Below are 20636 nucleotides of genomic sequence, written 5' to 3' on the forward strand. Positions count from 1 at the left end.
TCGAACAGCTCGCGTGCGCTCGCCGCAGCGCCGCCGCCGCCACCCCCGCCGCCCGGCGACGGTCCCGGCTCGCCGCCGCTGTATTCGCCCGCGCAGGCAGAAAGCAGCAGCGCCGACAGCAGGCCGCCGAGGCGGGCGTCCCTTGCATTCGCATGGCCTGCATTCATCGGCTGTCTCCTCGCGGCACGCGACCGCAGCACGCCTGTATATGACTTATGTCAATATACTCTTATCGTGACATTTGTCAAATTGTTTGACTGGCGCTATCCTCCCCGTCATGGACGACGCCCTGGACCCCCTCGCGATCGCGAAGCAACCCACGCAGCAGCGCGCGAAAGACCGCTTCGAACGCATTCTTCAGGAGGCCGAAAAACTGCTGATCGAAGCCGGCTTGTCCGGCTTCTCGATCCCGGCGATAGCCGAGCGGCTCGGCTACACCCGCGGCAGTGTCTACGCGTACTTCCCGACGCCGTATGCGATTCTCAACGAGTTGGTCAAACGCTATCTCGTCGAGCTCGAGACGGTGTTCTATTCGCGCGCCGAGGAGCTGCGCGCGCTCGGCTGGCGCGAGGGCATCGCCCGGGTCGTCGAGCATGCGGTCAAGTTCCACAACGCCAATCCGGCAGCGCGCTTGCTGATTCTCGGCGGCGCGGTGACCGACGACAGCTATCGTGCGCAGGAGCGCACCAACAAGCATCTGGGCGATCTAGGTCGCAGGGTATGGTCCTCCGGGCGTGCGCTGCCGAAAGGGCCACCGGACGTGACCACGCTGTGCGCCGATATCGGCACCGCGGTGTTCCGGCGATCGTTCTTCGAGCACGGTGAGATCACGCCCGCATACCGCGACGCGGCGATCACCGCGATGATCGGCTTTCTGGCGCCGTACCTCGACACGCAGGCCAGGAAGACCGCCGCACCGACGAAGAAGACCCCCAAGAAATCCAAGTGAGGAGAGCTTCGAGATGACGGCGCCAAGCGAGCGCACGCCGCTGGCGTGCATTTATGACTGGGAACGACGGTGTCCGGACACCGTGCACTTCACCCAGCCGGTCGGTGGCGGCAAGGTCGTCGAGTACACCTGGAAGCAGGCGGTGGACCAGGCGCGGCGCATCGCTGCGTATTTGCAGTCGCTGAACTTCCCGCCCAAGAGCCAGATCGCGATCCTCGGCAAGAACAGCGCGCACTGGATCATCGCCGACTGGGCGATCTGGATGGCCGGTCACGTCACCGTGCCGCTGTACCCGACGCTTGCCGCGGAGACCGTGCGCTACATCCTCGAACACAGCGAATCCAAGCTGCTGTTCGTCGGCAAGCTGGACGGCTGGGCGGCGATGAAGCCGGGCGTGCCCAAGCACCTGCCGGTGGTGACGCTGCCGCTGGCGCCGCCGACCGAAGGCGAGAAGTGGGACGACATCCTCGCACGCACGGCGCCGCTGCAAGGCAACCCCGATCGCGATCTCGACGAGATGGCGACCATCGTCTACACCTCGGGCAGCACCGGCCAGCCCAAGGGCGTGATGCAGAGCTTCCGCTCGTTCTACGTCTGCGGCACCAAGATGGTCGACATCATGCCGTCGTGCCCCGATGACCGCATGATTTCCTATCTGCCGCTCGCGCACGTCGCCGAGCGCATCGTCGTCGAGACGCAGTCGACCTACCACGGCTTCCACGTGTTCTTCGCCGAGTCGCTGGAGACCTTCCTCGATGACCTCAAGCGTGCGCGGCCGACGATCTTCTTCTCGGTGCCGCGGCTGTGGACCAAGTTTCAGCTCGGCGTAGAAGCCAAGCTGCCGAAGAAGAAACAAGAGATCCTGTTCCGCATCCCCATCCTCGGGCGCAGGGTCAAGCGCAAGATTCTCGAAGGCCTGGGCCTGGATCACGTGCGCATTGGTCTCACCGGCGCGGCGCCGCTGCCGCCGCCAACCATCGCCTGGTACCGCAGCCTCGGCCTCGAATTGCTCGAAGCCTACGGCATGACCGAGAACATGGCCTATTCGCACTTCTCCCGGCCCAACGCGGCGCGCATCGGTTACGTCGGCCAGGCCAATGTCGGCGTCGAATGCCGCATCGACCCGGAAACGCGCGAGGTGCTGGTCAAGAGTCCTGGACAAATGATGGGCTACTTCAAGGAACCGCAGAAGACCGCCGAGTGCTACACCGCAGACGGCTTCTTTAAGACCGGCGACATGGGCGAGATCGACAACGAAGGCCGCCTGCGCATCACCGGCCGCGTCAAGGAGCTGTTCAAGACCTCCAAGGGGAAGTACGTCGCGCCAGTGCCGATCGAGAACAAGCTCGGTGCGCATCCCAAGATCGAGGCGGTCTGCGTCGGCGGCGCCAATCAGCCGGCGACTTTCGCGCTGATGCTGCTCGCCGAGGATGCGCGCAAGGCCGCCGCCAATGACGCCGATTACCGCGCGTCACTCGAGGGCGAGCTCAAGGCCCTGATCGACGAGGTGAACGCCGGCCTCGACCCGCACGAGCAGCTCGCCTTCGCCGTGGTCGTGAAGGAGCCGTGGACCATCGACAACGGCGCGCTGACGCCGACGATGAAGATCCGCCGCAACGTCATCGAGGAACGCACCGCGCCCAAGATCGACGGCTGGTTCGCCGCGCGCAAGGCGGTGATCTGGGAGTGAGCGCGGATGCTGGGCGAGTGCCGGGGTGATCTGCTGCGCCTCGCCGTGACCGAGCGCACCGGCAGGATCAGCTCGACGAGTCCAGCGGCAGCACCGTCGACACCGGAAACCTCATCGAAAAGCGCGGCACCGCGACCGACAGCGGCGAGGTCACGCCCGACAGATCGGGAAACAGGGCCGGATTCGAGCGCGCTTGAATCAGCCGCGCGGGCTTGATCCAGCCGGTCGCCGATGGCGTGTAGATGAACGCGCGGCCGTCGCGGTGCTGGCCGAGCGTGCGCCAGGCGCGCGGCACCAGCGCCGTCGCGAACGGCAGCGGCAGCGGCCAACTGCGGTAGCGCAACTCGGCGATCAGCGCGCCGTTCTGGCGCACCGTCACGTGGTCCACACCGCCGTTGCCATAGCGCACGTCGAACTGCGCGAGGTCTTTGGGGATGCCCCAGTTGCGCTGACCGTTGACGACGCTGTCCATCGACGAGACGAAGATGCGGCTGATCGACAGGTGGCGCTGGCCGTCTTCGAACGGGAAGCTGCCCGGAATGAACAGCAGCTCGTGATACGGCCCCACGTCCGAGTCGGCGTAGTCGACGAACATCATCCACGCCGTGCGCGAGCGCGAGCGCTTGCCGGCGAGGCTCGGCGGCACGAAGGCATCCTGTGCCGTGCTGCCTTCGGCAAAGCGCAGCAGACTGATGTAGCCGCGTCCGTGCAGGCGCCACGGTGCGGGGGCGTCGGTGTACGCGCTCATGCGACCTTCTCCGCAGGGAGCCGCCGCGCGACCCCGCGATAGTGTTCGAGCACCGGCTGCTTGAGGCGTCGCGAGAACTCCATCATCGATCCGACCCAGTTGTTGGTGTTGCGACCATCCGCGGTCTTGTACCAGCTCTGACAATTGCCACTGTAGGTGGTGCCGGCGCTGCGTCGCTGCATCTCGGCGGCGTAGGCGGCCTGCGCCTCGGCGCGCAGGTCCAGATAGTCCCAGCCGTGCGCCTCGCGCGCCTCGATCAGGCGCGCGATGTAGCGCTGCTGGCGTTCGAGCATGTAGATGATCGAGCCCGAGCCGACATTGGTGTTCGGGCCGTAGAGCATGTAGAAGTTCGGAAAACCCGAGACCGCCATGCCGTAGTAGGCCTCGGCGCCCTTGGCCCAGGTCTGGTGCAGATCCTTGCCGCCGAGCCCGCGCACGCGCATCGGCGTCAGGAACTGCGTGGCCTTGAAGCCGGTGCCGTAGATGATGGCATCGACCTCGCGCAGCCGGCCATCGGCCGTGCGCACACCGGTTTCAACGATCTCGACGATCGCATCGTCGACGACCTCGACGTTGGGTCGCGTCAGCGCCGGCAACCAGGCATTGGAGAGCAGGATGCGCTTGCAACCGATCGGAAAATCCGGCCGCAGTTTCTTGCGCAGCACCGGATCGCGCACCTGCCACCAGGCCTGCAGCTTGGAGATCGAGGTCACCAGGTAGGCGAGCAGCCTGTTGCCGTTGTAGGCCGCGGCGAGCAGCTCGCAGATGATGAAGATGCGCAAGCGATCGAGATCGTGGATCAGCGGGAAGGTGTCGAGCAGCCAGCGCTCGAAGCGCGAGAACTGCTTTTCGACCTTGGGGAAGGTCCAGCCGGGCGAGCGCTGGAACAGGTGCAGCCTGCCGACCTTGGGCGCGATCTCCGGCACGAACTGCACCGCGCTCGCGCCAGTGCCGATCACGGCCACGCGCTTGCCGTTCAGATCGAAGTCGTGATCCCATGCCGACGAGTGGAAACTCTTGCCGGCGAAACGCTCGCGACCGGCAATGTTCGGGTACGCCGGCTGATGGAGCTGGCCGACGGCGCTGACCACAGTCTGGGCCTGCACCGTCTCGCCATTGGCGAAGCGCAGCGTCCACAGCGCGCGCGCCTCATCGAAGGCCATCTCGATGGCCTGCATGCCGTAGCGGATGTGGCGTTCTAGGTCGTACTTCTTCGCGACGTGGTGCTGATAGGCGTGGATCTCGCTCTGCTTGGCGTAGCGCCAGGCCCAGGGATAGTGGGGCTCGAAGGAGAACGAGTAGAAATGCGAGGGCACGTCGCAGCCGCAACCCGGATAGGTGTTCTCGCGCCAGGTGCCGCCGAGATCGCGCGCTTTTTCGAAGATCGCGAAGTGCTCGATGCCGGACTGCTTGAGCGAATACGCCATGCCCAGGCCGCCGAAGCCGCTGCCGATGATCGCGACCTTCAGGGGTGTGCCGTTGCCGCCGTCGGCCATGGTTTCTCCTCCATCTGCGCGGGACGTTTGCCGATGCAGCATCTTGTCAGTTCGATCGTCCCGACGGGATGACGGCGCTGGCCAATCGATTGATAATTTCGGCCATGGCCAGCACCGCCGTCCGCCGCACCGTGGTCAGCGCGCAGTTGCTGGTGCAGCTCGCGTCCGAACATGGCCTTGCGCCCGCGGATGCGCTGCGCGGCACCGGCATCACCGCGACCATGCTGACCGATCCTGCCGCCGAGATCGGCGCGGCGCAGGAACTGCAGCTCGTGCGCAACCTGGTCGCGCGGCTCGGCCAGGTGTCGGGCCTGGGCCTTACCGCCGGCCTGCGCTATCACCTGTCGGCCTATGGCATCTGGGGCTTCGCGCTGCTGAGCAGCCCGAACTTCCGCGCGGTGGCCGATGTGGTGTCGCGCTTTCTCGACCTGTCCTATGCCTTCGTGCGCTTTCGCCGGGGCGAAGAGAATGGCGCGTTCTGGGTGCACATGGACGACGATGAGATTCCGGACGACGTGCGCCAATTCCTGCTGGAACGCGACTTTGCGGCCTGCTGCAACGTGCTGCGCGAGCTGCGCCCCGCGGGACTGCCGATCCGCGAGCTGCGCTTTCGGCATCCGGCGCCGGCCCATGCGTCGCGCTACGCCCAGATCGCCGGCGTCGATCCCATCTTCGATGCCGACCGCAACGCCGCGCGCTTCGATCTCGCCGATGTCGATGCGCCGCTGCCGCAGGCCAATCCGCTGCTGGCGCGCATGTGCCTGGAGCAATGCCGGCAATTGCTCGCACGCCGCCAGGCGCGCGCCGGTCTCGCCGGCCAGGTGCGCGAGCGCCTGCTGCAGATGCCGGGCGCGCTGCCGGACGCCGCCGCCGTCGCCCGCGATCTGCGCATCTCCGAGCGCAGCCTGCGGCGCCACCTGCGCGCCGAGGGCACGAGTCTGCGCGCGCTCACCGACGAGGTACGGCAGACGCTGGCCGAGGAGCTACTCACCACCGCGAAACTCAAGCTCGATGAAGTCGCCGAACGCCTCGGCTACGCCGAACCGGCGAGCCTGATCCACGCCTTCAAGCGCTGGAAAGGCGTGACCCCCAGCGCGTACCGGGCGCAGCGACGCGCATCGATGTAGCCGCCTGTTGCGGACTACAGCGTCTTCAGATATTCCAGGATCGCGCGGCGCTCGGCGTCGGTGAGCACCGCGGTGAAGGCGTGACCCTGGTTGCCCTGGCTGTGCTCGTTGGTGTTGTAGATCTTGCGCGCCTCGATCTGCGCATTGCTCATGCCGAGCATGTCCACGCGCGGCAGGTTCCAGGCCAGCGCGATTTCGGTATACAGCGCGGTCAGCAGCCGCTCGGGCAGCGGCGGCGCGTCGCCATCGAGTGGGTCGCAGTCGATGAACGGCAGCGTGCCGATCTGGCCGCACTGCAGTTCCTCGTAGTGCCAGCCGAGCCGCTCGAAATCGTAGGCGCGCGCCAGATCGGTGTCGTAGCCCATCACCACCTGGCCGTCCTGATCGGGCCGCGCGGGCGCCGACACACGACGCCAGATCCGCGGCCGGTCGACCGCGGGATCGAGCACTCCCATCAGCTTGGGCACCGAGCCGTTGTGGAAGTACGGCGCGGCGGCCCAGACCCCCCACAGCGGCGGGGCGAGCAGGATCGGCGTGGTGTCGCCCTCGGTACCGGCGAGGCCGAGGCCGCAGTAGACGAAGGCGTTGCGCTCGATGGCGTCTTGTTGAGCTGCTGCGGATCGCCGTTGCTGAACAGGATGAAGCCGAGCTGGAAGAAGTCGATCGCGCCGGTGCCGCGGTTGGTGGCGACGGTCAGTCCGGCCACCGGTCCGAAGTCGGTCAGCGCCGCGCTGTTGCGCGGATCGAGCAGCGCGGTCTTGGCGAAGTCGTAGAAGGCGACGGTGAAATCACCGATCGCGCCGGCGCCGCCAGGCTGAGGCCCCAATCCCGGGCCATCGGCAGGAGTACCGAGCTGACCGCTGTGGCATAGCACGCAGACCTTGATGCCGATCTTCGCACTCCAGCGACCGTCGGCACCGCGCACCTGGGTGAAGGCCATGGGCAGCTGGCCGGAGCCGCCGTCGGTCTCGTTCGGGTCCTCGCCGGGCAGCGGATACGGGTTGCGGCCGAGACTCCGAGCAGAGCCGTAACGTTCGGCCACGAGCTCATCGAAGTTGTCCGGGCGCGCCGACAGTCCCCAGACGCGCCAGAGCTGGTTATAGCTCTGCGCGGGCAGCAGCATACCGGGGTTCTCGGCGCCGCCGGCGAAGGCGGTGGTGCTGCCGACCTCGCCATTGCCCAGACCCACCAGCGCACCGAGTGCAGCCTGAGCGCGCAGTTCGCCGCAGGTGCGCGGCTTGGGCACACCGTTGTCGCAGTCACGCCAGTAGGCGTTGAAGGCCACGGCCTTGCCTCGATTGACGCCGGGCACGACCAGGGTGCGCGGATCGCGTGGCAGCGGCGTATCGTCGGCGCGCCCGGCGCAGAAATTCGACCAGACGCTGCCACCGCGCGGCCCACCCAGCAGCGGCATATCCGCCGGCTGCGGGCTGGGCGGCGGCGCGCCGCCGGCGTGTTCGGTGACTTCGCCGGCGCAAGCCGCGACGAGCGCGAGCATGGCCGCACCCCCCCATGATGCGCATCATCGGCGTCATCCTCCAATCGACGGCGGGTTGCCGCATAATCCGAATCCAGACTCGGAAATACTCGGAATGCGACTGCACGCCGATGCCCGTTGCCAGCGATCGCCAAACGCCTGAGCTGCTGCCCAAAAAACAACCCCGCCAGGCCCGCGCGCAAGCCACCTTCGACGCCATCGTCGAAGCCGCGGCTCGGCTTCTCGCCGCCGAAGGCTACGCGGCCGTGTCGACCAATCGGGTCGCCGAAGTCGCCGGCGTCAGCATCGGCTCGCTGTACGAGTACTTTCCGAACAAGCAGTCGATCGTCGCCACCGCGCTGGCACGGGCCATGAGCGAGATCACCGCCGAGGTCTCGGGCAGCATGCGCACGGCGCTCACGCTGCCCGACCAGCCGCGCGGCGGTATCGACTACTGGATGCGGGCGATGACCGAGGCGCTGGAACAACGTGGGCCGCTGCTGCGCGTGGCGCTGCGCGAGGTGCCGTTCCTGTGGGAGATCCCGCAGGTGCGCGACCTCTCCGATACGCTGCATCAGATCGCGCGCGAGGGCGGCCACAAGAGCCAGCGCGTGATCCATTTCGACGACCGCGAAGCCAGCACCTACCTGCTCATGACCATGGTCTGGTCGGCGATCCTGCAGAGCGTGCTGTATCGCCCCTCGCACCTGTCGCGCGAGCGGCTCACCCAGACCCTGGTCGAGATGGTGCTCAAGCTGCTGTGAGGCGTCGGCCCGAGCCGCTGCGTTGGCAGACGGCCGTCTCACTCCTCGTCGGACTCAAATGAGAACTGGACGCATTCGTTTTCTGTGAGCTATATTTCGCGCGCCGCCCAGCCCACGCCAGGCCGATCCTTATCTTTACAAGGAGCGTTCCATGCGTTGCGGGCTCGTGCTGGCCGGCGTGCTGTATCTGGGGATGACACCGGCGCTGCGCGCGGACGAGGCGCCTGTGGAACCAGACGATCTTCCGACCATCGCACTGCCCGCGCCGCCGGCCGAGGCGGCGGACGCGCCAGCGCCGGCAGCGCCCGATCCGTCGGTTGTCGAGCTGCCGCCGCAGGTCGTCGTCGGCACCCGCGATCCGCGCGAGATCGACGAGTTGACCTCCTCGGTCTCGGTAATCGGCGCGCGTCAGATCGAGTACAGCGGGGCATCCAGCGTCGGCGAGCTACTGGCCGAGCTGCCCGGCGTCGCGGTCGAAGGCGGACCGCGGCCCGAGGGCGCCTTCGTCAACGTGCGCGGGCTGTCGGGCCCGCGCGTGCTGCTGGTCGTCGACGGTGCGCGCCAGAACTTCCTCGGCGGTCATCGTTCCAGCCTGCTGGTCGATCCCGAGATGCTCAAACAGGTCGAGATGCTGCGTGGCCCGGCCTCGGCGTTGTGGGGCTCGGATGCGCTCGGCGGCGTCGTCGTGTTCACCACCAAGGACGCGCGCGACTTCCTCGCGCAGGACGAGCGCGCCGGCGGTCGCGTACGTGCCGGCTTCGGCAGCGTCAGCGACGAGCGCATGGGCAGCGGCGTCGGCGCGCTGCGCCTCGGCGAGCTCGATTTCGTCGCCAGTGCGGTACGCCGCGAATCGAGCGACTACGAGCGCGGCGACGGCGAGGTGGAACCACACACCGGGCTGGCGGTGGACAGCCACCTCGCCAAACTGTCATGGCTGCCGCCGACCCGCCCGCATCGGCTGAGCATCGTCCATCAGGGCTATGCCCAGTCCGGGCGCTCGCCGAGCAATCCGGCGACCCGCATCAGCGACACCAACCCGCTGGTCGACCGCCGCAACGACGTCGGCTATACCGTGGCCCGCTACGGCTTCGGTGAGGGCACCGGCTGGCTGCGTCATGCGCAACTCGACGTGTACCGCGACGCGCTGGACATCCGCGAAGACCGCGTCGATGAACCGCGCGCCGACCGCAGCGAGTTCCGCACCGACGGCGCCAACGGCCACGTCACCGTAGTGCTCGAGGGTGACCGCCTCGCCGACTTGCTGCTGAGCTTGGGCGTCGATGGTTTCCGTGATCGCTCGCGCGCAACGCGCGATGGCGCGCCGCGACCGCAGTTTCCCGATGCGCAGCGCCGGCTCGCCGGCACATTCGCGCAAGCCGAGCTCCGGTTCGAGGCGTTCTCGCTGGTATCCGGCATCCGCTACGACCGCTATCGCTCGACGACCAACCAGACCGACGATGCCGCGGTCGTGGAATCCGCGGTGTCCCCCAAATTCGGGCTGGTCTGGCGGCTGACCGACGGTCTACACCTGCGCGCCGCCTACAACGGCGCGTTCCGCGCCCCTGGCCTGATCGAGATCTTCGCGTCCGGGCAGCACTTCCTCGGCAACGACTTCGTGCCCAATCCCGAGCTGCGGCCGGAGAAGGCCCGCAACGTCGAGCTCGGCTGGAGCCTCGACCTGCCGGGTTTCGCCGCCGGTCAGCAGGCTCTGCTCAGCGGCTCGCTGTACCGCAACCGCATCCGCGACTTCATCGAGCTGGCCGTCACCGTCGAATCCGAATTCCCGGCGGCGCGCTGCATCAGCCCGATGCCACCGGTCGGCTGCGTCAATCGCGGCGACGACGGCCGGATCGATCCGCTGCTGCCCCCGGTCTTCGTCGGCGGCAGTACGACGAGCAAGAACCTGGACGCAGCGACGATCTACGGCGGCGAACTCGAAACCGCCTACCGCGTCGGACCGCTGCAGCTCGGCGCCAGCTACAGCCATACGCGCGGCCGCGACGAGGGCAGCGGCCAGCCGCTGTCGAACATCCCCGCCGATCGCCTGCGCGTGAACCTGGACTGGCGTACCGATCTGGCCGGGAGCCTGCGCACCACACTCGCCTTCACACGGCACTTCGGCCAGCAACGCGTGCCGGTCGTCGCGGACGAGAACGGCGAGCCGCAGGCGCTCGTTCCGGCCACACCGGCCTATGGCGTCTGGGATCTCGGCTGGTCCTGGGAACCCTTCGGCAGCGGCCGGCGCTTTGGCCTGGTCGCGCCGCGGCTGGTGCTCGGCATCGATAACCTCACCGACACGAGCTATCGCGACCATCTCAACGTCCTGCCAAGCCCTGGGCGCAACCTGCGCGCCAGCCTGTCCTTCGGCTTTTGACACCGATCCACCCGCGAGCCCGTCATGCGCAGAACGTTCGCCACGAAAGCCCTCATCGACTCCGTGTTGCTGTTGTCCGCCGGCCTGATCGCCGGCTGCACCCATCTGGGCTCCGCCGGCGCCGAAGCCGGCGGCCCGGCGGCAGCGACGTCCGGCACGCGCGCCGCGGTGAGGCCGATCGACGATCCGCACCGCACACGCGCGATCGCCGCCGAGCCGACGCCCTTGGCGCGCGACCGCGCCGCGATCCTGGCCATGCAGGGCGAATACCAGGTGAGCTACACCTTCAAGGAGACGGCGGCGCTGAAAAGCGGCTACACGCCTCGCCGGCAAAAAACCGACGGCGCCTGGGAGGTCGTCATCCTCGTCGAAGACTCGCCGCGGCACATCGTGCTGCAGCATTTGTTGGTCAGCAGCGACGGCACGCAGGTGATCAAGCACTGGCGGCAAGACTGGCACTACGAGGCGACGTCGCGCTGGGAGTTCACCGAGGACCAGACTTGGCGCCTGCACCCGTTACCGGAGGAACGCATCGCGGGCCACTGGACGCAGTGCGTCTATGAGGTTTCGGACGCACCGCGCTACTGCGGGACCGGACGCTGGAACCATCGATACGGCGTTTCCACCTGGACCTCGGACCGTAGCTGGCGGCCGCTGCCGCGCCGCGAGTACACACAGCGCTCCGACTACAACGCACTGAACGCCGAAAACCGGCACACGATCACGCCGAGCGGCTGGACCCACGAACAGGACAACACCAAGACGGTGCGCGACGGCAGCCGCACCCGGGAAACGCTAGTGCGTGAGTTCGGCTTCAACGATTACCGGCTGATCGAAGGCTTCGACTTCTCGCCGGCTTACGACTACTGGGCACGCACCAAGGCGTACTGGGCCAACGTGCGCGCCGAATGGACACGGCGCCTCGCCGCGGACGGCGGCATCCGCCTGCGGACCGCGGTCGACGGCATGCCGATCATCACGGCGTTCTTCGAGCAGGCCGAGCGCGTGCGCGCCGGCGGCACCGTGGCCGATGCGCAGATCCGCGCGGTCTTCGAGCGCTGGACCGCGGCGCCGGGCACTGCACTGGCCGCCAGCGCGCCTGCGCACGCGCGCGGCGAGTGAAGCCGCGCAAACGCCGCGGCGGCGCACGTTTGGCTTCGGCGCGGCCGCACCAGCGTTCAGCGCTTGATCTTGTAGCCGCTGCGGAACATCCAAACGATGGTGGAAAGGCACAGCACGAGGAACACGCCGATCATGGCAAGGCTCGTGCCGACGCCGACGTCCGCTGCGCCGAAGAAGCTCCAGCGGAAGCCGCTGATCAGATAGACGACCGGATTGAACAGCGCGATCTCGCGCCAGATGCCCGGCAGCATCTCGATCGAGTAGAAGCTGCCGCCGAGAAAGGCCAGCGGCGTGACGATCATCAGCGGCACGATCTGCAGCTTCTCCCAGCTCTCGGCCCAGATGCCGATGATGAAACCGAACAGGCTGAAGCTGACCGCGGTCAGCACGAGGAAGGCCAGCATCCACAGCGGGTGCTCGATGCCATAGGGCACGAACACGCGCGCGGTCGCCAGAATCAGAAAGCCGAGCAGCACCGACTTGGTCGCCGCCGCGCCGACGTAGCCGATGACGATCTCGGCGGTCGACACCGGCGCCGACAACACCTCGTAGATCGTGCCGGACCACTTGGGCATGAAGATGCCGAAGGCGGCGTTGGAAATGCTCTCGGTCAAGAGCGTGAGCATCACCAGCCCCGGAATGATGAAGGCGCCATAGGGCACGCCGCCGATCTCGCCCATGCGCGCGCCGATCGCCGCGCCGAAGACGATGAAGTACAGCGAGGTCGAGATCACCGGCGAGGCGATGCTCGACAGCAGCGTGCGGAACCAGCGCGCCATCTCGAAGCGGTAGATCGCACGGACGCCGTGGATGTTGAAGTGCATGGCAGACGCGGTCATCAGCAACGGCTCCTGACCAGGTTGACGAAAATCTCCTCCAGCGAGGATTCGCTCGAGCGCAGGCTCTTGAAGTCGATCCCCAGCTCGTTGAGCCGGCGCAGCAGCGCGCCGATGCCGGTCTGCTCGGTGGCCGTATCGAAGGTGTAGACCAGCGCGTGGCCGTTATCGGCCAGCTCCAGCGTGTAGCCTTCCAGCCCCGGCGGCAGCTCGTTCAGCGGCTGCTGCAGGTGCAGGGTGAGCTGCTTCTTGCCGAGCTTGGCCATCAGCGCCGCCTTGTCCTCGACCAGAATCAGCTCGCCCTTGTGGATGACGCCGATGCGATCGGCCATCTCCTCGGCTTCCGCGATGTAGTGCGTCGTCAGGATGATGGTCACGCCGTCGTCGCGCAGACGGCGCACCAAAGCCCACATGTCGCGCCGCAACTCGACATCGACGCCGGCGGTCGGCTCGTCGAGGAATAGGATCTTGGGCTCGTGCGACAGCGCCTTGGCGATCATCACGCGCCGCTTCATGCCGCCGGAAAGCGCCAGGATCTTCTCGTGCCGCTTGTCCCACAGCGAAAGCTCGCGCAGCACCTTTTCGATGTAGGCATCGTCGCGCGGCTTGCCGAACAGCCCTCGCGAGAAGCTCACGGTGGCCCAGACGCTCTCGAAGGCATCGGTGAGCAGCTCCTGCGGCACCAGGCCGATTCGCTCGCGCGCGGCACGGAACTCGCGGACGATGTCGTGCCCGTCGGCGAGCACGCACCCGCTGCTGGCCTTGACGATGCCGCAGACGATGCTGATCAAGGTCGTCTTGCCGGCACCGTTGGGACCGAGCAGCGCGAAGATCTCGCCGCGGCGGATGTCGAGATTGACGTTCTTGAGCGCCTCGAAGCCGGACGCATAGGTCTTGCCGAGGTTCTGGATCGAAAGGATGTTCGACACGCAAGCTCCGGTGTGGGCCGGTCGATCGAAGAAGAGGCCGGGCCGTTTCGACGGAACGCAGCGGCGGCGATTGTACGCAGGGCGCGCCGCTGAAGGTCATGGTCGCACTCGGAGGGCGTGGTCAGACGGATGAGGCGGCACCCGTTCGGCGCGGGCTGGACGGCGGCCGCCGTCCGACCTGCGGCGAGCAGGGCGGTGCCGGCCGATGACCGTATGCCACGGCCGGAAAAACGGACGACACGGCAGCCCGGTCCCCGGGCATGGTGGATGGACCGGTTTCAGTGTGACCGAGACATCGACCAAAATGATTGCTGAACTTCTCGCCGGAGCCCGCCCGGGCGTGGTGTTGCTGCTCGGCACGGGCGGACTCGTTGCCCTGGGCATCGGCCTGATCGCGCTCGCGGCGCAGCGCTCGCGGCTTCGCGTACGCCGCGAAGCGCGCCAGCGGCAGCGGGCGCTCGAAGAACGCGCACGCATGCTCGCGCTTTATGACGGGCCTACGATGATGCGCAACCGCGCGTCGTTCCAGCAGGAGATCGTCGGCCTGATCCAGCGCTGCGAGCGCAGCGGCCAGCAGTTCGACCTGTTCTACGGCAACCTGCGTTTCCCCGGCCTGCACGACGAGGCGGCACTGCACGAAGCGATGCGCCTTCTCGCTCAGCGGCTGCAGCCGCTGACGCGCTCGGCCGATCTGCTCGCGCGCTACGGCAAGACCGAGTTCGCGCTGCTACGCCCGCGCCTGCACCAGGCCGATGTACCGCGCGCGCTGCGCGAGCAATTGCTCGCCGCGTGTACGCTGCCGCTGCAGGTCGGCGACGAGGTGGTGCATGCGCAGGCGCACGTGGGCACGGCGAGTTTCCCTCGCGACGGCCGCCACTCGCGGCTGTTGCTGCAGGCCGCCGCGCGCAGCGACTCCACCGCCGCGCCGCTTATCGCTGAGGAGGGTATGGCCGACGAGCAGGCGGCCTGAGCGCTTCGGAACGGCTACAGGCTTTCAGGGTGCCGACTGCACGCTGCCGCGCACGCGCATCTGTGCGTCGACCACAAGGTGCGGCAGACCCAGCGCGGCCAGCCACGCCGGTCCTTGTTCGTCGCCGAGCAGCATCGCGCAGGTCGCCGCGGTGCCGGCGATCAGGCACTGATCGGCGAGCACGCTGACCGCCGCCAGTCCCTGCACCGGCCAGCCGCTGCGCGGATCGAGGATGTGGCTGTAGCGGCGGCCGTCGTGGACGAAACCACGCTCGTAGTCGCCGCTCGATGCGATGGCCCCGTGGCGCAGCGGCACGGTGGCGATCGCACCGGCTGCGCGTGGATGCCGCACGCCGACCTGCCAGGCGCTGCCGTCTTGGTGCGGCCCCAGCACGCAGATGTCGCCGGCCAGATCGACCAGTCCGTGGCGCACGCCGGCGGCGCGCAGCAACGCGGCGATGCGATCCGCCGCGTACTCTTTGCCGAAGCCGCCGAAGTCGATCTGCATGCCGGCGCGCGGCAGGCGGATGTGCGGGCGCTGCCACTCGACCTGGTCCCAGCCGATCAACGGCAGCAGCGCGTCGATCTCGGCCTGGGTCGGCACGCGCTCTGTCTTGAAATTCCAGACCCGGCGCAGCACGCCGGAGGTGATGTCGAACAGTCCGCCGCTCTGCGCGTGGGCGGTCGCTGCGTAGTCGAGCAGCGCCGCCGTCTCCTCGTCGACTTCGACCGCCGCCATGCCGGCCGCGGCGTTGATGCGCGAGACGATACTGTCGTCGCGGTAGCGCGAATACTTGGCCTCGATGCGTCGTGCCTCGGCCTCGCCGGCGCGCAGCGCGGCGTCGTCGCCAGCGTAGGCGTAGAGCGTGCAGGGACCGCCCAACGCCTTGAAGCGGTGTACGCGCAGCACCGCCACGGGCGAGTCAGAACCGCGTGCCGAGCCTGAAGTTGAAGATCAGGTACTCGACCAGACCCGGGCTTTCGACCGCGACCGAGGATACGGCGTAGTCGGCGCTGGCTTCGTACCACTCGCCGCCGATGCCGATCTCCCAGTCGCCCGGCAGTGCCCGGCGCAGATCCAGGCGCGCGGTGAGCGCGCCGTAGGGCGAGAGGCGGTAGTCGCTGGAGGCGAGCCCGTCGCTGCGCGGCGTCTGAAAGTATGGGGCGTAGAACTCGGCCTGGGACTGGCTGTACCAGCGCAGGCCGGGCACCACGCGCCAGTGCTCGCCGAGCGCCTGATGCCAGGAAAGTTCGACCGTGTGCGCCTCGATCTGCCAGTCATCGCGGTAGTAGCGGTAGTCTGCGTGCAACGCGGCACCGACCCCGGCCAGGTAGCGGCGCAGGCGCGCGCTGGCGGTGAACTGTTGGCGCTCCTCGGGCCGGCTGTCGGCGATCAGCGTCGGCCCTTGAACGACGTAGACGCGCTTGTAGGGATCGCTCAGGAAACCGTCGTGCAGGCCGTAGCTGACGGCGGTCTGCAACACGGTGCGTGCATCGAGCACCCAGGAGACGCCGAGAAAGGCGTTGAGGCTGTCCTTGTCGGCCGCCTCTATGACGTCGAGGCTACGCGCGCCGCGGACGGGGTCGATCTTGTCGTAGGAATAACCGACACCGCCACTGAGGCTGTGCGCACTGCCCAGCGGGCGGTACTCGAACTCGATGCCGCCGCTGGTGGCGCGGTAGTCGTCCTCGGTCGAATAGCCGAGCGACACGCCCCAGTCGATGCCACCCAAGGGCAGCGCCCAGGTCAACTGCACATCGGCGCGGTTCTCGCGGATGCTCGCACCGCTCATGACCTGCACCGGTGTGTCGTCGACGCCGGCCTGGCGCGGCTCTACATACCAGGGCGAGGCGCCGCTCAAGGTTTCATAGGTGAGGTTGGCCACCACCGCCTGATCGCCGAGCGGCGCCGCCAACCGGAACAGATAGGTGTCGATCTCGTAGCGCGGGTGGTCCACGCCGTCGCTGCTGCGCTCGCCGGGAAGGTCTGCCTCCTGATAGCGCGAATACAGTAGATCGGTCTCGACCTGCGCCGGCGCCAACCCCGGCAGCGCCAGCGCCGCGGCGGTGAGCGCCGACAGAGAAGGTTTCGCCGGCGCAGTCGGCTTCTTGGCCCCATCGTTATTCATGCCTCTCCCCATTGAGTGGACCCCTCGCGACGCCAGGATCCCCCCGTCGTGCTCGATGTCTTCAGTTACACCCGCAGCCGCCGCCGCTGAGCGTCGCGCCGCCGCTGGCGGCCTCTTTGCTGAACTCGACGTGGCGGCGATAGGACGCGAGCAGCGGATCCGGCTCGAAGGCCATCTCGTTGCGGGCGAGGTCGCCGCGCTGCCACGGCTGTACCGTGGCGCAGGCGCTAAGGAGCAGCGCCGCCAGTGGCAGCGCGAGGTGCCATCGTCTTTGCATCACCGTCATCCCCCAGTAGCGTGAGCACCGCCGCCTCGATCTGCGGCAGATCCTTGGCCATGTAGCCGGCCTTGACGAAGCGCACCACACCGGCGCGGTCGAGCAAGTACCCGCTCGGCATCGCGCTCAGGCCGAAGGCCTCGGGCCAGCGCCCCTGCGGATCGAGCACGATGGCAAAGCCGACGCCGACGCGCTCGAGCATGCGCAGCGCCGCCTTGCGCTCGGTATCCACATTGACGCCGATCACGGCGAAGCCGCGCGCGCCGTAGCGGCGCTGCAGCGCGTCGAGTGCAGGCATGGCCTGCAGACAGGGCGCGCACCACGACGCCCAGAAATCGACGTAGACCACCTGCCCGCGCAAGGACGCGAGCGCCAGCGCCCGACCATCGGGCTGCATCGCCACCAGCGCCGGCGCCGCCTCGCCGATCTCGAGGGCCTGCACCGGCGGCAGCACCCCGCACAGCGCCAGCGTCGCGATGCGCAGCAGCCGTTTCAGGTTTCGTCGGATCATGGTCGCGCAAGCTTAACCTCTGGCGGGCACTCGGCGTACTCGGTTTTGCCGGTCGCGGCGGCAGCCGTGTGTCACGAAAGTTTCCGCGTACGTTCACACTGCCGGCATCCGTCGTTCATAACGTGCCGGCCCATGAATCGGCGAACACGGATCCAGGAGCGTTTGCGATGCGCATCGCCTACGGCGTGATGGGCTACGGCCGCGGACATGCGATGCGCACGATGTCGGTGCTGCCCTCGCTGATGGCCGAGCACGAGGTCACGGTGTTCGCCGGCGCGGATGCCTTCGATGTGCTCGCGCCGCGCTTTCCGACGGTGCGCATTCCCTCGATCGGCTACCAGTACGACGACAGCGGCCGCCACTCGCTGCGGCGCACGCTGACGCGCAATTTCGCGCCGATGTGCGACCTGTTGTTCGGCGGCGCGGGCTCGGCGCTGATCGAACGCGAGTTCCGCGAACGCGGCATCCAGCTCGTGATCTCGGATTCCGAGGCGTGGACGCACCGGGTCGCGCAAAAGCTCGGCATCCCGCGCATCAGCTTCGATCACGTCGGCATCATCGCCTACTGCAAGCCACACTTCCCGCCGGAGCTGTGGGCGCTGGGCATGCGCGACGCCTTCGCCTACCGCGCGCTCATGGGTGTGCCCGAACGCATCCTGATCTCCAGCTTCTATCCGGCGCAAGCCGCGTATCCGCAGGTGCGCATCGTCGGCCCGATGCTGCGCGACGAGGTGCTGCGCACCAAGGCCGCGAACGGCGACTACCTGCTGGCTTACTTCAACAAGGGCGAGCACCAGTACCTGCCGCACGTCGACCGCGCGCTGCGCCTCGTCGACTGCAAGGTCGTGGTCTACGGCACCAGGCTGCGCGGCGTCGATGACAACCTCGACTTTCGCGCGCCCAGCGTCGACGGCTTCGTGCGCGATCTCGCCGGCTGCCGCGCGGTGCTGTCGACCGCCGGCAACCAGCTCATCGGCGAGGCCATCCACTTCGGCAAGCCGCTGCTGGCGCTGCCCGAGGATGCCTTCGAGCAGCGCCTCAACGCACACATGATCGAGCGCATGGGCGTGGGCATGCAGGCCGATCTCAAGCGCCTGACGCCCAGCGACATCGACCGCTTCCTCGGCAACCACGACTGGTACACGTCTAACATGCGCGAACACGCGGGCAACGGCCGCGCCGAGGCCACCGAGATCCTGCACCGCTACATCGGCGAGTTCGTGCACACGCGCACGCAGCGCGCGCAGCGGCGCGTCAGCGTCCGTCGAGCCAGCGCTCCCGCTCATAGTCGCGGCTGACGCGGTCGTAGTCGGCGAGCCGGCGGAAGCGCTCGATCTCGACCGGCTGCATCGGCACATCGTAAGGGCCCGGCGCAGTGTCGAGGACCGAAGCCGACGGCTCCTGCCACGGCGCAACGAACAGGCCGACGGCGGTGTCGCGCTCGCCGACGATGGTCGTGCCGCCCGGATCGCTCGCAACCGCCGGCAACACGTCCTCCTGCGCCAGCGCGGCCAGCCCAGCGAGCACGGCGCCCGCCAGCAACAGGGTCTGCAATGATCTGACGAACGGGTTCATCGGCGCTCCTGCGGCGGATCGTAGATGCGCGCGAGGGCAAAGCGCGCGTCGGCCAAGTGCGCGTCGGTGCTCCGGCGACTGCGCAGCAGCACCGCGATCGCGGCGTCACGCACGCGCGCGCCTGCCTCGGCCAACGGCGTGGCGCCGCGCTCGAGCAGATCGTCGAGGCGTACCTGCAGCGCGCGCACGTGCGCATCGTCTTGCGGCAGTGTCGCCAGCGTCTGCGCGTGGCGCTGGAGCAGCCGCTGCTGGAACACCAGCGGCCGCCGCGCTTCGACGGCGTCGACGAAATCGGCGTCCTGCGTGAGCAGGCGCATGTAGCCCTCGCGCGCATCGGTATCGAAGTCGGCGAGCCAGCGGCGCCAACCGTGATCGACCTCGGCGTCGAGCAGCGCCAAGAAGCGGCCGTCCTCCAGTTCCGGCAGCAGCTCGTCGAGGCGGCGGCGCACCTGTTCGAGCCGCTCGATCGCGCGCAGGTACTGCTGCCTAGCCTGCTCCTCGTAGCCAAGCCGTTGCAGCGCATAGGCGAGGACGAGCATGCCCTCCTGCACCACCGGATCGAAGGGGTTGCGCAGCGCCAGCTCGTTCCACGGCACCAGCGCCGAGCGCAGTCTGCGCTCGCTGATCTGCACGCCCTGCGTCCAGCCGTACTGCAGCGGCATGCGCCGGCGCAGCGCCTCGGCCTGCTCGTCGGACAGCGCCGCCGGCTTGCCCGCCTTGCGCGTGCTGCGCGTGGCGGCGCCCGTTGGCAACAGCGCCGCCCAGCCCAGGCCGAGCAGCGCCGGATTGGCATAGGGCCCGGGGCTGCGCACGCGGCCGAGCGCGAGACTGGCGGCGGCGCCGTCGCCCTCGCGCAGCATCTGATAGCCGAGCGTCAGGTTGGCGAGGTCGCGCACCATCTGCTCGTCGGCGGTCTGGTCCTCGCCAGTGCCGATACGGGTCAAAAGCTCGATCGCCTGCGCGCGGCGATCGCTGCGGAACAGCGCCAGCGCGGCATTGAACAGACCGACGTTCTGGCTCGGCGGCGCCGGCTCGGGGATCGCCGACACCGGAGGCCCTTCGGCCGCGGCGACCCAGTTCAGGCGTGCGTCCTCGGCAAAGCGCGCCACGCGCTGGCGCAGCGCATCGCTGCGCCCGTCGCTGCGCAGCACACGCAGTGATGCGCCGCCGCGGCCGTCCGATTGCACGGCGAGTTCGAGCGACAGCGGCGCGTGATGCTTGGTGAACGTCTCGTCGAGGGTGATGACCAAGCGCGGTGAATCCGGTCGTGCACCGACGCGGCGCACGAAGAAGCGTGCGCGCAGCCGGTGCGCGCCGGGCTCGACATCGTCGATGAAGATGCGATGCAGGCCGCCGCGCCGCAGCGCCTCGGGTTCGAAGCCGCCGTACTCGTACTGCCGTGGCGGGCCTTCGTCGATGCGCACCTCGGCACGGCGCAGGATCAGGTCATCGACGGCGGCGCCGACGTAGACGATCAAGGCCGACTGGCGCTGGCGCTGCAGCGCCTCGACCTGGTGATGGATCAGCAGGGCCTCGGAGAACAGGTCGTGCTGTGCGCACACAACCGGTGGCAGCAGCAAGGCGGCGAACAGCAGCAGGATGCGCAGCGGCCTGAGGGTCACGCCAAGATCCGAACGAACGGGAACGCTCGCGCGAGCCTAGC

General features: G+C 68.2%; 20 protein-coding genes. 8 read left to right on the forward strand and 12 right to left on the reverse strand.

Features of this window, described 5'->3' with window-relative positions:
• Nucleotides 1-277: 277 nt before the first annotated feature.
• Together ABSH63_RS12940 and ABSH63_RS12945 are read left to right on the forward strand one after the other, a co-directional pair.
• A complete protein-coding gene (locus ABSH63_RS12940; protein ID WP_352890290.1) occupies nt 278-949 on the forward strand; it encodes a TetR/AcrR family transcriptional regulator in 672 nt (223 codons plus the stop codon).
• 13 nt (nt 950-962) lie between these two features.
• Nucleotides 963-2639: an AMP-binding protein gene (locus tag ABSH63_RS12945; protein WP_352890291.1), complete on the forward strand. Its 1677-nt coding sequence runs from the start codon at nt 963-965 to the stop codon at nt 2637-2639.
• Between the two features lie 67 nt (nt 2640-2706).
• On the opposite strand, the gene ABSH63_RS12950 is transcribed toward ABSH63_RS12945, so the two are convergent.
• Together ABSH63_RS12950 and ABSH63_RS12955 are read right to left on the reverse strand one after the other, a co-directional pair.
• Nucleotides 2707-3387: an acetoacetate decarboxylase family protein gene (locus ABSH63_RS12950; protein WP_352890292.1), complete on the reverse strand. Its 681-nt coding sequence runs from the start codon at nt 3385-3387 to the stop codon at nt 2707-2709.
• Nucleotides 3384-4883: a flavin-containing monooxygenase gene (locus ABSH63_RS12955; RefSeq protein WP_352890293.1), complete on the reverse strand. Its 1500-nt coding sequence runs from the start codon at nt 4881-4883 to the stop codon at nt 3384-3386. The genes ABSH63_RS12950 and ABSH63_RS12955 overlap by 4 nt, the downstream gene beginning before the upstream one ends.
• 104 nt (nt 4884-4987) lie before the next feature.
• Between ABSH63_RS12955 and ABSH63_RS12960 the strand changes: the two genes are divergently transcribed.
• Nucleotides 4988-6010 carry an AraC family transcriptional regulator gene (locus ABSH63_RS12960; protein ID WP_352890294.1) on the forward strand — a complete coding sequence of 341 codons (1023 nt, stop codon included), beginning with the start codon at nt 4988-4990 and terminating at the stop codon, nt 6008-6010.
• 14 nt (nt 6011-6024) lie between these two features.
• Here the strand turns inward: ABSH63_RS12960 and ABSH63_RS12965 are convergent, their stop codons facing one another.
• Both ABSH63_RS12965 and ABSH63_RS12970 read right to left on the reverse strand, forming a co-directional pair.
• Nucleotides 6025-6540: a c-type cytochrome gene (locus tag ABSH63_RS12965; RefSeq protein WP_352890338.1), complete on the reverse strand. Its 516-nt coding sequence runs from the start codon at nt 6538-6540 to the stop codon at nt 6025-6027.
• Nucleotides 6465-7508 carry a hypothetical protein gene (locus ABSH63_RS12970; protein WP_352890295.1) on the reverse strand — a complete coding sequence of 348 codons (1044 nt, stop codon included), beginning with the start codon at nt 7506-7508 and terminating at the stop codon, nt 6465-6467. The genes ABSH63_RS12965 and ABSH63_RS12970 overlap by 76 nt, the downstream gene beginning before the upstream one ends.
• A 17-nt stretch (nt 7509-7525) precedes the next feature.
• On the opposite strand from ABSH63_RS12970, the gene ABSH63_RS12975 reads away from it, so the two are divergent.
• From ABSH63_RS12975 to ABSH63_RS12985, 3 genes are all read left to right on the forward strand, one after another.
• Nucleotides 7526-8251: a TetR/AcrR family transcriptional regulator gene (locus ABSH63_RS12975; protein ID WP_352890296.1), complete on the forward strand. Its 726-nt coding sequence runs from the start codon at nt 7526-7528 to the stop codon at nt 8249-8251.
• A gap of 151 nt (nt 8252-8402) precedes the next feature.
• Nucleotides 8403-10625 (forward strand): TonB-dependent receptor domain-containing protein, encoded by a 2223-nt coding sequence (locus ABSH63_RS12980; RefSeq protein ID WP_352890297.1) that lies wholly within the window; start codon nt 8403-8405, stop codon nt 10623-10625.
• Nucleotides 10626-10649: 24 nt separating this feature from the next.
• The gene (locus ABSH63_RS12985; RefSeq protein WP_352890298.1) at nt 10650-11747 is read left to right on the forward strand and encodes a DUF6607 family protein; all 1098 of its coding nucleotides are present in this window, start codon (nt 10650-10652) and stop codon (nt 11745-11747) included.
• A gap of 56 nt (nt 11748-11803) precedes the next feature.
• On the opposite strand, the gene ABSH63_RS12990 is transcribed toward ABSH63_RS12985, so the two are convergent.
• Together ABSH63_RS12990 and ABSH63_RS12995 are read right to left on the reverse strand one after the other, a co-directional pair.
• Nucleotides 11804-12586 carry an ABC transporter permease gene (locus tag ABSH63_RS12990; RefSeq protein ID WP_352890299.1) on the reverse strand — a complete coding sequence of 261 codons (783 nt, stop codon included), beginning with the start codon at nt 12584-12586 and terminating at the stop codon, nt 11804-11806.
• A complete protein-coding gene (locus ABSH63_RS12995) occupies nt 12586-13512 on the reverse strand; it encodes an ABC transporter ATP-binding protein (protein ID WP_352890300.1) in 927 nt (308 codons plus the stop codon). The genes ABSH63_RS12990 and ABSH63_RS12995 overlap by 1 nt, the downstream gene beginning before the upstream one ends.
• A gap of 304 nt (nt 13513-13816) precedes the next feature.
• Between ABSH63_RS12995 and ABSH63_RS13000 the strand changes: the two genes are divergently transcribed.
• A complete protein-coding gene (locus ABSH63_RS13000) occupies nt 13817-14482 on the forward strand; it encodes a diguanylate cyclase domain-containing protein (protein ID WP_352890301.1) in 666 nt (221 codons plus the stop codon).
• Between the two features lie 24 nt (nt 14483-14506).
• Here ABSH63_RS13000 and ABSH63_RS13005 read toward each other — a convergent pair whose 3' ends face one another.
• The 4 genes from ABSH63_RS13005 to ABSH63_RS13020 all read right to left on the reverse strand — a co-directional run bounded on the left by ABSH63_RS13005 (nt 14507) and on the right by ABSH63_RS13020 (nt 17398).
• A complete protein-coding gene (locus ABSH63_RS13005) occupies nt 14507-15397 on the reverse strand; it encodes an FAD:protein FMN transferase (RefSeq protein WP_352890302.1) in 891 nt (296 codons plus the stop codon).
• 7 nt (nt 15398-15404) lie between these two features.
• Nucleotides 15405-16610, reverse strand: coding sequence for a DUF3570 domain-containing protein (locus ABSH63_RS13010; protein ID WP_352890303.1), 1206 nt, complete (start codon nt 16608-16610; stop codon nt 15405-15407).
• Nucleotides 16611-16671: 61 nt separating this feature from the next.
• Nucleotides 16672-16887, reverse strand: coding sequence for a DUF4266 domain-containing protein (locus tag ABSH63_RS13015; protein ID WP_352890304.1), 216 nt, complete (start codon nt 16885-16887; stop codon nt 16672-16674).
• On the reverse strand, nt 16838-17398 hold the full coding sequence (locus ABSH63_RS13020; RefSeq protein WP_352890305.1) for a TlpA family protein disulfide reductase: 561 nt from the start codon (nt 17396-17398) through the stop codon (nt 16838-16840). The genes ABSH63_RS13015 and ABSH63_RS13020 overlap by 50 nt, the downstream gene beginning before the upstream one ends.
• 167 nt (nt 17399-17565) lie before the next feature.
• On the opposite strand from ABSH63_RS13020, the gene ABSH63_RS13025 reads away from it, so the two are divergent.
• A complete protein-coding gene (locus tag ABSH63_RS13025) occupies nt 17566-18696 on the forward strand; it encodes a glycosyltransferase family protein (RefSeq protein WP_352890306.1) in 1131 nt (376 codons plus the stop codon).
• Here the strand turns inward: ABSH63_RS13025 and ABSH63_RS13030 are convergent.
• Entirely contained in the window at nt 18653-18973 is a 321-nt protein-coding gene (locus ABSH63_RS13030; RefSeq protein ID WP_352890307.1) for a hypothetical protein, read from the reverse strand. The two genes, ABSH63_RS13025 and ABSH63_RS13030, sit on opposite strands and share 44 nt — an antisense overlap.
• Nucleotides 18970-20595, reverse strand: coding sequence for a hypothetical protein (locus tag ABSH63_RS13035; protein ID WP_352890308.1), 1626 nt, complete (start codon nt 20593-20595; stop codon nt 18970-18972). The genes ABSH63_RS13030 and ABSH63_RS13035 overlap by 4 nt, the downstream gene beginning before the upstream one ends.
• Nucleotides 20596-20636 lie beyond the last annotated feature (41 nt).

Source organism: Sinimarinibacterium thermocellulolyticum, assembly GCF_040327995.1.
Classification (GTDB): domain Bacteria; phylum Pseudomonadota; class Gammaproteobacteria; order Nevskiales; family Nevskiaceae; genus Solimonas; species Solimonas thermocellulolyticum.

Bases quoted from the DNA above. Each gene is read 5' to 3' on its own strand.
- ABSH63_RS12940 (WP_352890290.1), top strand. From the start codon at position 278: ATGGACGACGCCCTGGACCCCCTCGCGATCGCGAAGCAACCCACGCAG.
- ABSH63_RS12945 (WP_352890291.1), top strand. From the start codon at position 963: ATGACGGCGCCAAGCGAGCGCACGCCGCTGGCGTGCATTTATGACTGG.
- ABSH63_RS12950 (WP_352890292.1), bottom strand. From the start codon at position 3,387: ATGAGCGCGTACACCGACGCCCCCGCACCGTGGCGCCTGCACGGACGC.
- ABSH63_RS12955 (WP_352890293.1), bottom strand. From the start codon at position 4,883: ATGGCCGACGGCGGCAACGGCACACCCCTGAAGGTCGCGATCATCGGC.
- ABSH63_RS12960 (WP_352890294.1), top strand. From the start codon at position 4,988: ATGGCCAGCACCGCCGTCCGCCGCACCGTGGTCAGCGCGCAGTTGCTG.
- ABSH63_RS12970 (WP_352890295.1), bottom strand. From the start codon at position 7,508: ATGCTCGCGCTCGTCGCGGCTTGCGCCGGCGAAGTCACCGAACACGCC.
- ABSH63_RS12975 (WP_352890296.1), top strand. From the start codon at position 7,526: ATGCGCATCATCGGCGTCATCCTCCAATCGACGGCGGGTTGCCGCATA.
- ABSH63_RS12980 (WP_352890297.1), top strand. From the start codon at position 8,403: ATGCGTTGCGGGCTCGTGCTGGCCGGCGTGCTGTATCTGGGGATGACA.
- ABSH63_RS12985 (WP_352890298.1), top strand. From the start codon at position 10,650: ATGCGCAGAACGTTCGCCACGAAAGCCCTCATCGACTCCGTGTTGCTG.
- ABSH63_RS12990 (WP_352890299.1), bottom strand. From the start codon at position 12,586: ATGACCGCGTCTGCCATGCACTTCAACATCCACGGCGTCCGTGCGATC.
- ABSH63_RS13000 (WP_352890301.1), top strand. From the start codon at position 13,817: ATGATTGCTGAACTTCTCGCCGGAGCCCGCCCGGGCGTGGTGTTGCTG.
- ABSH63_RS13010 (WP_352890303.1), bottom strand. From the start codon at position 16,610: ATGAATAACGATGGGGCCAAGAAGCCGACTGCGCCGGCGAAACCTTCT.
- ABSH63_RS13015 (WP_352890304.1), bottom strand. From the start codon at position 16,887: ATGCAAAGACGATGGCACCTCGCGCTGCCACTGGCGGCGCTGCTCCTT.
- ABSH63_RS13020 (WP_352890305.1), bottom strand. From the start codon at position 17,398: ATGATCCGACGAAACCTGAAACGGCTGCTGCGCATCGCGACGCTGGCG.
- ABSH63_RS13025 (WP_352890306.1), top strand. From the start codon at position 17,566: ATGCGCATCGCCTACGGCGTGATGGGCTACGGCCGCGGACATGCGATG.
- ABSH63_RS13030 (WP_352890307.1), bottom strand. From the start codon at position 18,973: ATGAACCCGTTCGTCAGATCATTGCAGACCCTGTTGCTGGCGGGCGCC.